Source organism: Brevibacterium sp. SIMBA_078 (assembly GCF_046534565.1).
Lineage (GTDB): Bacteria > Actinomycetota > Actinomycetes > Actinomycetales > Brevibacteriaceae > Brevibacterium.
This window is the reverse complement of sequence record NZ_JAWRYQ010000400.1, coordinates 1-253: the sequence shown is the minus strand read 5'-3', so window position 1 is coordinate 253 and position 253 is coordinate 1. Positions and strand designations below refer to the sequence as shown.

1 pseudogene is annotated in these 253 nt (G+C 48.2%); it reads left to right on the top strand.

The features are described 5' to 3' along the window. Nucleotides 1-253, top strand: a pseudogene (locus SB749_RS20185) (hypothetical protein); the annotation flags it as partial.

Sequence of the window (253 nt, the reverse complement as noted above, 5' to 3'; positions counted from 1 at the left end):
ATGCAAACCCTTAACAATGCGGGGTTTGACGCCCGAGCTTCCAGTGAATTTTTAACTAAGCTTGCAGCGCAAATTCGCTATAAATATAAACCCCCGGCATTTCTACTGACTCACCCGCTGCCAGAAAGCCGCGTGTCGGATGTACGCTTGCGCGCCGAGCAATATCCAAAACGCCAAGTAGGCTCTAGCCTGGATTTTAATTTAGCTAAAAGCCGTGTACTGGCACGTTACGATAACAAGCCAGAAAATGCAG